Source organism: Pyxidicoccus sp. M6, from assembly GCF_055568925.1.
This window is the reverse complement of sequence record NZ_CM145714.1, coordinates 9,639,095-9,649,853: the sequence shown is the minus strand read 5'-3', so window position 1 is coordinate 9,649,853 and position 10,759 is coordinate 9,639,095. Positions and strand designations below refer to the sequence as shown.

9 protein-coding genes, 1 tRNA gene and 1 pseudogene are annotated in these 10,759 nt (G+C 68.4%); 2 read left to right on the top strand and 9 right to left on the bottom strand.

Going from position 1 to position 10,759, the window contains the following annotated elements:
• Nucleotides 1–280: 280 nt before the first annotated feature.
• Together ACVTJA_RS37860 and ACVTJA_RS37855 are read right to left on the bottom strand one after the other, a co-directional pair.
• Nucleotides 281–1,153 carry a hypothetical protein gene (locus ACVTJA_RS37860; protein ID WP_465827514.1) on the bottom strand — a complete coding sequence of 291 codons (873 nt, stop codon included), beginning with the start codon at nt 1,151–1,153 and terminating at the stop codon, nt 281–283.
• 244 nt (nt 1,154–1,397) lie between these two features.
• Nucleotides 1,398–1,937: a methyltransferase family protein gene (locus tag ACVTJA_RS37855; RefSeq protein WP_465827511.1), complete on the bottom strand. Its 540-nt coding sequence runs from the start codon at nt 1,935–1,937 to the stop codon at nt 1,398–1,400.
• 29 nt (nt 1,938–1,966) lie between these two features.
• Between ACVTJA_RS37855 and ACVTJA_RS37850 the strand changes: the two are divergent.
• A pseudogene (locus ACVTJA_RS37850) lies at nt 1,967–2,047 on the top strand (hypothetical protein); the annotation flags it as partial.
• Between the two features lie 246 nt (nt 2,048–2,293).
• Here ACVTJA_RS37850 and ACVTJA_RS37845 read toward each other — a convergent pair.
• The 6 genes from ACVTJA_RS37845 to rpsU form a co-directional block, all read right to left on the bottom strand.
• Nucleotides 2,294–2,366, bottom strand: a tRNA-Ile gene (locus tag ACVTJA_RS37845).
• Between the two features lie 120 nt (nt 2,367–2,486).
• A complete protein-coding gene (locus ACVTJA_RS37840; RefSeq protein ID WP_465827507.1) occupies nt 2,487–2,861 on the bottom strand; it encodes an MGMT family protein in 375 nt (124 codons plus the stop codon).
• 88 nt (nt 2,862–2,949) lie between these two features.
• A complete protein-coding gene (gene rpoD / locus ACVTJA_RS37835; protein WP_465827506.1) occupies nt 2,950–5,082 on the bottom strand; it encodes an RNA polymerase sigma factor RpoD in 2,133 nt (710 codons plus the stop codon).
• 93 nt (nt 5,083–5,175) lie between these two features.
• Nucleotides 5,176–6,987 (bottom strand): DNA primase, encoded by a 1,812-nt coding sequence (dnaG, locus tag ACVTJA_RS37830; RefSeq protein ID WP_465827505.1) that lies wholly within the window; start codon nt 6,985–6,987, stop codon nt 5,176–5,178.
• Nucleotides 6,988–7,322: 335 nt separating this feature from the next.
• Entirely contained in the window at nt 7,323–7,781 is a 459-nt protein-coding gene (locus ACVTJA_RS37825) for a GatB/YqeY domain-containing protein (protein ID WP_465827503.1), read from the bottom strand.
• An 88-nt stretch (nt 7,782–7,869) separates the two neighbouring features.
• Nucleotides 7,870–8,064 (bottom strand): 30S ribosomal protein S21, encoded by a 195-nt coding sequence (gene rpsU / locus ACVTJA_RS37820; RefSeq protein WP_002614080.1) that lies wholly within the window; start codon nt 8,062–8,064, stop codon nt 7,870–7,872.
• A gap of 129 nt (nt 8,065–8,193) precedes the next feature.
• On the opposite strand from rpsU, the gene ACVTJA_RS37815 reads away from it, so the two are divergent.
• A complete protein-coding gene (locus ACVTJA_RS37815; protein WP_465827498.1) occupies nt 8,194–9,783 on the top strand; it encodes a HEAT repeat domain-containing protein in 1,590 nt (529 codons plus the stop codon).
• A 24-nt stretch (nt 9,784–9,807) separates the two neighbouring features.
• Here the strand turns inward: ACVTJA_RS37815 and ACVTJA_RS37810 are convergent, their stop codons facing one another.
• Nucleotides 9,808–10,719 carry a GGDEF domain-containing protein gene (locus ACVTJA_RS37810; protein WP_206725931.1) on the bottom strand — a complete coding sequence of 304 codons (912 nt, stop codon included), beginning with the start codon at nt 10,717–10,719 and terminating at the stop codon, nt 9,808–9,810.
• Between the last annotated feature and the right edge of the window lie 40 nt (nt 10,720–10,759).

The following is a 10,759-nucleotide window of genomic DNA, read 5'->3' as shown; positions in this document are numbered from 1 at the left end:
CGTCAGGCCCCGCCGCTGACGCGTCAATCCCCGACGCGCAAACCGACCTGACGCGTCCACAGGGAACGCGCGCCCTCAAGCAGGAGAGGAGGAGGCGAGGCAACAGCTTCACCCACGGCAACGAGGCGCCGGTCTACGCCTACACCGCCGCCATCACCGATGCCAACGTAAAGGTTTGCCGACGCCGTTGATCCGATGAGCACCAGAAGCGCGTCAAAGCCGTGGATGGTGCGCACCAGGTCGGTGCTGTCACGAGGCGTCCGATGCGCCTCCGCCAGGACTACCGCTTCTTTTCTCGCGGGTCCTGGGCGAATCGCATCGCGGCCTCGGGATCCTCTCGCGAATGGAAGCGGTCCTCGAATCCATCCAGGGCCTTGTCGAACTCGATAGAGAGCTTCGCCGGCTGGCGAGGCGGGAGCGGTTTCCACTCCCCCGCGAGCTCGATTTCGTCGGACGTCACGTGGTCACCGCCCATGTCGGTCTGGTATCGAGCCAGGTAATACCGCTCGTTGAAGGTCCCCTTCGCGAAGCGACGCCCCTTGGCATCGACGGCGACCAGCGAGGCGGCCCGCATGTAGACCTTGCCATTGATTCGCAGCAGGGGACTGATGTCCTCCATATCCATCGCCCAGCGGACCTTGAGCAGCGCGGTGGAGGTCTCGCCATGGGTTCGCCAATGCAGGACGCTGATCTCGGGGAGTTGTGGCCACTCGGGGCCGGTCTCCTCGATGGCGACGGGCACGGTGCACACGCCATCAAGCGCCACCTTTGCCTCCCGGGTGTCCTTGGGGATGGCGCCAATCATGGCCATCCGGTGAGACTTTCGTCCGTAGGCGTCGTTCCAGAAGCGATGGACATAACGATTGTGCGGGGCTCCTTCCGCGTCGAGGCGGACCCAGTGGAGTTTCGTGCGGATCGGCCTGCCCTTCGCATCCTTCAGGTAGGGCAGGTAATCGACGATGTAGGGCCGGGAGTTGGAGACGTCGCGCATCGTGAAGTCGATGGCCACCAACTCGGTATCGGCGGAGGGCTTCACGGTCGTGCCCCCGCTGAATCTCCAGCTGCGATGCACCTGGAGATGCCCATCGCAGGGGTCTGCCGTGTCGGGAGGCGCGGCGAGAAGGACGGTGAAGGCCGTGATGAGCAGGAACATGGTCAAGGTGTCCTGGGAAAGAGGATGTCGGCCACTACTTCCGGAAGACGGGCAGGCCCCTTGCTGATGCGGTCGAAGAGGCCTCCGTTGTCGAGTCGCGGCGGGTTGTGTCGTACGTGAACAGAGTCCTTACCCGTCTCATGCTCCATTCTCGAGTGACGAAGCGTTCCGTCCCCGCGCCCTGGAGCGAGCGATCCGCCCGCGCGAGGTGTTGCTCCGTCGGGCCCGCGAACGCCGGCCGACTTCACCCCTTGGGCTTCCGGGGTGTGGGCGGCGCTTCGGGAGGACGCCAGGGGCGCAGCCGGGGCCACCAGGCAGGGACGGCCTGCCGGTAGCGCTCGTATTGCGCTCCGTACCTGCGGCGCAGCGTCGGCTCCTCGTAGACCCGGACGAAGGTGACGACGGCGACCAGGAAGGCTCCCAGGTACAGCAGCAAGCCGGGGTGGCCGAGGAGGAGCGCCTGTCCGAGGATGAGGGCCGCGACCGCGAGGTACATGGGGTTGCGGACGTAGCGGTAGGACCCACCGACGACGAGGTGCTCCGTGGGCGCTACCGGCGCGGGCGTCCCCACTCCCTCAAGCACGAAGCGAGCGAAGGCCTCGAGCAGGACGAGGGCGCCGCCTGCCACCAGCAGCGCGCCGACGAGCTGCACGGCAAGCCCATACGGCAGTGGGCGGCGCACCTCCCATCCCGTCATCCACCAGGGCACCAGCCCGGCAACAACCCCCGGCGCCACGGCGAGGAAGAGGACGGAGCCGACGAGGGCCTTGAGTCTCGAGCGCATGGCTGACACCTCCAGGACGCACCTGCTGCATGAGCGTCACCCGCTTCCTCGACCTGCGCCACACCACGGCAACGCTGCTGTTCAAGGCGCGGGTGCCGCTGGCGGTGGTGCAGCGCATCTTCGGGCACTCGTCGCCCACCGTTACGGCTGGCGTCTACGGCCACATTGACGTCGAGGACATGCGCGCGGGCCTGCAGCAGCTCCGCTTCCGGCCAACCGAGGAGCCCCTTGCAGTGGTGCTCTCGATGGCCGTGGGCGGCCCGCATGGTGCGCCGGTGGTGCGGAACTCGGCGGAGGCGGCTCAACGCACGGACGCCTCCGGAGAGATTCCCGAGGCACTGAGCGGAGTAGGGGAGTGGGCCCTCCCGGATTCGAACCGGGGACCAATCGGTTATGAGCCGACAGCTCTAACCGCTGAGCTAAGGGCCCCCAAACACAACAGCCACCGCGAGCGGGTGAATAACCCTCCGCGCGCGCCGCTGGCAAGGGGGACGCCCCGCACGGGCCGCTCCTATGAGACGCAGGGGAGCGGCCCCGGTTGAGCACGCGTCACCCGCGCGCGTCTTCGTTCACCTTCACGCGAAATACTTCGCCGCGCTGCTGCACCTCGATGCCTTCCGCGCGCAGGCGCTTCGCCTGCTCGTGCGCCACCATGGGGGCCAGCGTTCCGTCCGAGCGGATGACCCGCCACCAGGGCACATCGCGCTGCCGCGCCGGAGGCAGTCCCGTGAGCTCGTGCCCCACGCCGCGCGCCGCCCCGGGCCGCCCCGCGTAGAGCGCCACCTGCGCGTACGAGCGCACCTGCCCGCGCGGAATCGCGCGCACCGCCCGGAACACCATCTCCGAGAAGAGGGGACGCGGCTCCGGCTTCGCCGCGGACTTCGACTTCGCCTCGGGCTTCACTGTCTTCGCGCGCGTGGCCATGGCGCACGGGACTCTAGAAACACGAAGGCCCCCGGTCCACGAATGGAGCGGGGGCCTGTGTGCTCAAGCCACGGCTGTCAGCGCGAGCTCAGCTCTCCACGAAGGAGCGCAGGCGCTTGGAGCGGCTCGGGTGGCGCAGCTTGCGCAGCGCCTTGGCTTCAATCTGGCGGATGCGCTCGCGCGTCACCTCGAAGTCCTGGCCCACCTCTTCCAGCGTGTGGTCGCTCTTCTCGCCGATGCCGAAGCGCATGCGGAGGACCTTCTCCTCACGCGGCGTCAGCGTGGCCAGCACCTTGCGGGTCTGCTCCGCCAGGTTCATGTTGATGACCGCGTCCGCCGGCGACACGAGGCTCTTGTCCTCGATGAAGTCGCCCAGGTGGCTGTCCTCTTCCTCGCCAATCGGCGTCTCGAGGGAGATGGGCTCCTTCGCAATCTTGAGGACCTTGCGGACCTTGTCGAGCGGCAGCTCCATCTTCTCCGCAATCTCCTCAGGCGTCGGCTCGCGGCCAATCTCCTGCACGAGGTAGCGGCTGGTGCGGATGAGCTTGTTGATGGTCTCGATCATATGCACCGGGATGCGGATGGTGCGGGCCTGATCGGCGATGGCGCGGGTAATGGCCTGGCGGATCCACCACGTGGCGTACGTGGAGAACTTGTAGCCGCGCTTGTACTCGAACTTGTCCACCGCCTTCATCAGGCCGATGTTGCCCTCCTGGATGAGGTCCAGGAACTGCAGGCCGCGGTTCGTGTACTTCTTCGCGATGGAGACCACGAGGCGGAGGTTGGCCTCCACCAGCTCGCTCTTGGCGCGCTCGGCGCGGCGCTCACCCAGGCGGATGGCGTCGTAGTTGCGGCGCAGCGACTCGACGGGGAGGTTGGCCTCCTCCTCGACCTTCTTGATCTTCCGCACCGCCGTGCGCACGTCGCGGTCCAGGACCTCGAGCTGCTCGGGCGTGAGGTTGAGCTGCTTCTGCAGCTTCTTGCCGATGTTCGGGTTCTCGCGCGACTCCTTGAGCTGCGGGCGCAGCTCCTTCATGGAGATGCCGTAGCGGCGCTCCAAGTCACGGAGCTCGTCCTCGGCCTTGTCCACGCGCTCGATGAGGGACTTGAGGTTCAGGACGATGCGGTCCACCTGCTTCTTGTTGAGCCGCATCTCCTCCAGGACCTCCATCATCTTGGTCCGGAGGTCCTTCATCTCCTGCTTCAGTTCCTTCTTGCGAACCTCGGTCAGCTTCTTCTTGGAGGCGAGCTCCTCCTCCAGCACCTCGCAGTCCTTGGCGAACTTGCGGAAGCGCTCGATCTGCTTGCAGATCTGCTCGATCTTGTTCAGCTCGGACTGCGCGAGCTGCGCCGGCGCGTCTCCCTCGCCGGCCTCCTCGGGAGCCTCGTCGCCGCCCTCGGCCTGGGCCTCCTCGGGCGCGTCCTTGATGACGTCGCGCACGCGCAGCTTGGCCGTCTTCAGCTTGTTGCCGATGTCGAGGATCTCCTCCACGGCCACCTTGCAGGCGAGCAGCGCGCGCAGGACTTCCTTCTCGCCCTCTTCGATGCGCTTGGCGATTTCGACCTCGCCCTCGCGCGTGAGCAGGCTGACGCTGCCCATCTTGCGCAGGTACAGGCGCACCGGGTCGTTCGACTTGCCACCCGGCTCGTCGTCCTCGTCCTTCTCGTCCTCGTCGGCGTCTTCCTTCTCCTCCTCGACGGTGACGGTGGGCTTGATCTCGTTGTTCTGGGCGGCCTTCTGCGCGTCGACAATCTCGATGTCGTTGTCGCCGAACATGCTCATCACGTCGTCGATCTGATCAGACGACACGATGTCGGCGGGGAGCGCGTCGTTGACCTCGTCGTACGTGAGGAAGCCCTTCTCACGGCCCGCGGCGAGCAGGTCCTTGACCTCCTTGCGCTCGGCGACCGGATCCTCCTCGACGTCGTCCTCGACGGCGTCCGGGTCCACCTGGACGGCGGCGGCGGCCTCTTCCGCGGCCTCCTCCGGGTCCACGTCGTCGGACATGGCGGAGGTGACGCCCTTCTTCTTCTTGAGCTTCTCGGTGGCCTCGGCGGACGCGTCCTTGGCGACGACGGCCTCCTTCTCCTCGGCACCCGCCTTCGTCCCCTTGGCCGACGAGGTCGCGGAGCTCTCCGGAGCCTTCTTCTTACGGATCACCGGATCCACCTTCTTCTTGGTGGGCTTCACGGACGCCTTCGAGGGCTTCTGCGTCGGCATTCGGGTACTTCTCCTTAAGAAATTCAGGGGCTTGAGGGCCAGGGGCGAGCCGGCCGATCTACCGCAAAGTCAGGGTTTCTTACAAACGCGAACTCAAACCGGTTGCATGGGCGCCTTTGTTCCCGAAGAGCTCGGCCGGAGCTCCTCCAGGACACGCTTCTTGAGGGCCAACAGTTCCACGCGCTCCGAAAGGAGCTGGCGCGTCTCCTCTGTCAGGTCAAACGCCCCCGCCGTCTGCTCCGTCGCGCGTCTTATATAAATGAGACGCTCGTCAATGCGCCGCACCATGATTTCCCTGCAGATGTTCGAGAAGTCATGCTCCAGCGTCATGCCCGTCTCGGGGAGCTGGCGCCACGCCTCCTCGATGGCTCGCTTCACGGCGTCTGATGCCTCGTAGAGCGCGTCCTCGGTGCCATGCCCGGACGTGGCATGGGCAAGCGCCATCCGCAGCCCCGTGTGGGACAGCTCATCACACACGCGGAAGGTGTCCCGGGCGAGCAGGCGGGCGTCCCGGAGGACGGCGGCGACGTAGAGCGTCTCCAGCTTGGGAGGCGGCTTCTCCGCGGGGCGGGGCGGCTGCTGCGCGGGCGTGGCGTGCTGCTGCGGGCCCACGGTGGTGGGCTTGGGGCGCAGGTTCCGGAGCGACTCCTCGACGATGGCGGCCGTCCAGCCGAAGTGCGAGGCGAGGGCCTCGAAGAGGTCCTTGCGCACCAGCCCCTGGGGGACCTGGGCGACCATCGGCTTGAGCCTGTCGAGGGCCGCCATCTTCTCCTCGAAGGGGGAGCGGGTGCCGTCCGGAAGGACGGTGGAGAACAGGTGGGAGGTGAGCGGCTGCGCGCTTTCGAGCAGACGCTCCACACCTTCCAACCCTTCACGACGCGCGAAGGTGTCCGGGTCATCCCCTTGTGGCAGCAGCGCCACCCGCGCGTCCGCTCCCGCGGCGAGCAGGGGACCGGCAAGTCGCTCGACCGCGGCGAGGCCGGCCTTGTCTCCGTCGAGCAGGAGGAAGAGGCGTTTGGCCTCGGCGCGCTTGAGCACCTGCAGGTGGCCGGGCGTGAGGTTGGTGGAGCAGAGCGCCACCGAGTGGCGCACGCCCACCTGGTACAGGCCGATGCAGTCGAAGTAGCCCTCGACCAGGATGGCGGCCTTGCGCTTGTGCACCTCGTCGCGCGCCTGGTTCATCCCGAAGAGCGTGTCGCTCTTGTTGTAGATGCGCGACTCGCGCGAGTTGAGGTACTTCGGCCCGTCGTCCGAGCCCACGAGCCGGCCGCCAAACGCGATGGCACGCCCCTCGGGCGAGCGGATGGGGATGACGAGCCGGCTCCGGAAGAAGTCGATGTAGCCCTCCCCGCTGGAGCGCGGCGTGACGAGGCCCGCGTGCTGCCCCCACTCGAGCATGCCGTTCTTCTGGAACCGGTCCGCGAGGAGGCTCCACGAGTTGGGCGCCCAGCCCAGCCCGAAGGCCATGGCCGTCTCTTCGGAGACGCCGCGGCTGGCGACGTAGGCGCGCGCGGCGCGGCCCTCGTCCTGCTGCCACAGCAGGGTGCGGAAGTGCTCGGCGGCGAAGTCGGTGGCCTCCTTGATGTGCTGCCGCTCGCGGAAGCTCGGGTCCTCCTCGGCCTCCACGTCGACGCCCACGTCGCGGGCGAGGTCCTTCACCGCGTCCACGAAGGTCTTCCCGAGGTAGCGCTGGATGAAGGACACCGCGTCGCCGCTCGCGCGGCAGCCATGGCAGAAATAGAAGCGCTTCTCCGGCACGACGTAGAAGGAGGGCGTCTTCTCCTGGTGGAACGGGCAGCAGGCCTTCCACTCCCGCCCGGCCTTCTTCAATTCCACGTGCCGGCCGATGAGTCCCACGAGGTCCACCCGCTCGAGGACTTCCTGGATTTTGTGCTCCGGAATCACGGCTCCGACCCCCTGGCCCCCACAGAGGTGGGCGCACGCCTGACATCATCGCAGCGGGGCCTGACGTCCTCCGCCGGCCAGGCGACCTGGCGGATCCTGCCCACGGCTGGCGCCGGAGGGGAGCGGAAGAAGCGTGAAGGCGGGTGGGGCACGGACAGGACTCCTAGGGCCCGGTGCGCTCCGCCGGGCGGGCGGGAGCGGCAGGGGCCGGCCCTGGCACTTAATGACGGGGGGGCAGGGGGGCAAGTTTCCGCCCGGTCGCCTGCCCCCAAATGCAGCGGCGCCGCCGGTTTCCCGACAGCGCCGGCAGGTGCTTCAGACAGGACGGAGGCAGCTCAGGACAGCTTGGCCAGCTCGGCCTTCACGGCCTCGGAGATAGCGCGGCCCTCGGCCTTGCCCTGGAGCTTGGGGTTGAGGTTCTTCATGACCGCGCCCATGTCCTTGGCGCCCTTGGCCCCCACCTCGGCGATGGCAGCCTTGACGGCGGCGGTCAGCTCGTCCGGGGTGAGCTGCTTGGGGAGGTAGTTCTGGAGGACGGAAATCTCGGCCTCCTCCTTCTCCGCCAGCTCCGGGCGGCCGCCCGACTTGAACTGGTCGATGGAGTCACGGCGCTGCTTGATGAGGCCGGTGATGACGGACTGGACGCCCGCGTCGTCGAGGGCGGAGGCGCCGGGCTCGACTTCCTTGTACTTCACCGCGCTCTTGAGCATCCGCAGGACGCTGAGGGTGAGCTCGTTCTTGGACCGCATCGCGTCCTTGAGGTCCGCGTCGATCCGCTCCTTCAGGGTGGCCATGTCGCGACTCCGCTGGGCTTGTGATTCGGGGACAAGACGGCGGGAGCCAGGGCACCTGACGGGCCCCGGCTCCACGCACGGGCCTCGCTCAGAACGACTTGCGGGCCTTCTTCACCGCGCGCTTCTTGGCGGCGAGGGCCTTCTTCTTCCGCTTCACGGAAGGCTTCTCGTAGTGCTCGCGCTTGCGGATCTCGGAAAGGATTCCGGCCTTCTCAGTGGCCTTCTTGAAGCGCTTGAGGGCGCTTTCAATGGACTCTCCTTCCTTAACTCGGATACCGGGCATACTGTCACCTCCTTCCGTGCGTCGATGTGGGTGTCAACCCAGAGGGGCAGCGGGTATGGCCCACTGCAGGGGAAAACGCAAGGGTGCTGGAGGGAAACAAGGGTGCCGATGCACTAGAGTGACCGCATCGTGAGCCCTGCCCTCCTCCTGGTGGTGCTCCTGGCGACCGGCCAGAGCGCCGGCACCGGGACGAAGGACTGTTGGATGTCCTGCCAGAGGCACGTCACAGACCCCGCTCAGCGCACGAGGGCGTGCAGGGCCTGCCTCCCCGGCGGCCGCGCGGAGGCCTGGGTGGGGGCCCTGGAGGGCATGCAGCCGTCGAGTCGTGAAGCCTTCGTCTCGGCGCGCAAGGACGCGGACTGGCGGGTGCGGTGGGCCGCGGTGGGCGCGGATGCCCGGCTCCGCGGCATCCCCGAGCGCCGCCTGCTGGCGGAGTGGATTGCGGCGACGCCCCCTTCGGAGGACGTGGACGCGTGCCTCACCGCCGCGCGTGCCGCCGTGGAGGCGGGCCGCTCGTCCGCGGACTTCCTGAAGGACGCGGGCGCGAAGGGACTGGAGGCCGCGGCCCGGGTGTGGGCCCGGCGGGAGGCCATCCGCAAGGCGCTGGAATTGGAGCTGTACGCGGAGGATGCGACGGTGCGGGGCACGGCGCTGGCCCACCTCTCGGGCTTCCTGGGAAAGCGGCCGGCGCGGGTGGTGCTGGACGCGCTCGCCTCGCGGCCGGAGGCGGGGGATGGGATTCCGGCCGGCGCGCTGAAAGTGGTGGCGGAGCGCAGGCGCACCTCGGTGGGGCGGCTGCTGCTGGACGAGGCCCGGCCGGCGGACGAGGCGCGGGTGAACCGGCTCTTCGCCGTGTACTCGCAGGAGTTGGACGTGCTGCAGCGGGACCTGACGGGGGCGGATCCGCTCCAACGCCGCAGGGCGGTGCAGTCGCTGCGCGTCTATGGCCCGCTGGCCCGGAAGGAGTACGAGCGCGCGCTGGAGGACGTGGACCGGTGGGTGCGCGAGGCCGCGGCGCGCGGGCTGGCGGATGTGGAGGGGTTGGACTTGCGCCGGGCCGCCGAGCTCCGGCTGCAATCGAAGGATGCCACGGTGGCTCGGCCGTGGCTGGAAGCCATGGTGCGCGAGAAGGGCTGCGCGGCCTTCTTCCTCGGCGTGGCCCGGGACGCGAAGCTGCCCGCGGAGCTGAGGGGTGAAGCGCTGACGCAGCTCGCGGAATGCGACGAGGGCTCGCGCGAGCGCTTCGCCACGGTGGCGCCCTTCCTGCGCGACGCGCAGGTGATGGTGCGGGCCGGGGCCGTGCGCGTGCTGGGCGTGCTGCCGGCGCGCCGCCCGGAGGTGGCGGATGCCACGTCTCGCGCGCTGGGGGATACAGCGCCGGAGGTGGTGGCCGCGGCGCTGGAGGTGGTGGGCAGCCAGCGGCAGTCCACGCGAGGGGACGACGCGGCGGGGCTGCTCGGCTCGGAGCATCCGGTGGTGCGCGAGGCCGCGGCGAAGGCGCTGGAGAGCATCGGCCGGGCGGCGCACGTGAAGGGGCTGGCCGTGTGTCTCCGGGAGGATCCGGTGGCCTCCGTGCGCGTGGCGGCGGCGCAGGCCCTGGGACGGATTGGCGGGCCCCATGCCGCCGCCGCGCTGTCCGACGCGGCGGCGCGCGACACGGACACCCACGTGCAGCACGTGTCCCGCGAGGGGCTCAAACGATTGGGTTTCGGGCTCTAGGCCGCGCGGACGTCCGGGAGTGGCTCAGATGCCGCTGACGGCCTTCGCGTCCACGCGATTCCGGCCCGCTCGCTTGGCGCGATACAGGTACTTGTCCGCCGCGGCGATGAGGTCCTCGGGCTGGGCGAAGTCCGAGTCCAGCAGCGTGGCCACGCCCAGGCTGATGGTGACCTTGATGGGCGTGCCGCCGAAGACGAAGTCCGCCTTGTCCACCGCGTAGCGGCAGCGCTCCGCGCACGCCAGCGCCTGGTCCTCGGCGGACTCGCGCAGCATCAGCGCGAACTCCTCGCCGCCGTAGCGCGCGAGCAGATCCTCGGTGCGCACCGTGTCGCTCACGCGCTGGGCGATGCGCGTCAGCACGTAGTCGCCCGCGGGGTGCCCGTACGCGTCGTTGATCTTCTTGAAGTGGTCCACGTCGAACAGCACGAGCGACAGCGGCACCCGGTGGCGCAGGCAGTAGCTGAACTCCTTGCGCACCGTCTCCAGGAAGTACTTCTTGTTGTAGACGCGGGTGAGGCCGTCGCGCGTGGCGGACTCGTAGATGCTGCGCTGGTACTGCTCCTCCAGCGCGTCCTGGATGGAGAACTTCAGGACGGTGTTGGAGCCGATCTGGATCTTGTCGCCGTCGTAGAGCGGCGCCGCGTTCACCTTCAGGCCGTTGAGGTACGTGCCGTTGGTGCTCGCCAGGTCCACGAGCTGGAAGCGGCCGTCCCCCAGCGCCACCACCTTGGCGTGCTTGCGGGAGATGCCGTCATCCTCCACCTGGAACTGGGCCTCCGAGCTGCGGCCCAGCACGACTTCCGAGCGGTCCAGCTTGAACATCCGTCCGATGCCCGCCGCGGACTTGGCGCTGATGACGATCAGATACGCGCTCTGCTGCTGGGCGCTGCCCAGCAGGTCCGAAATGGAATGGACGGAAGTTTTCTCCTCGGACATCGCGTCACCCATCTTACGGGCCGCCTTTTCGGGACGGCAA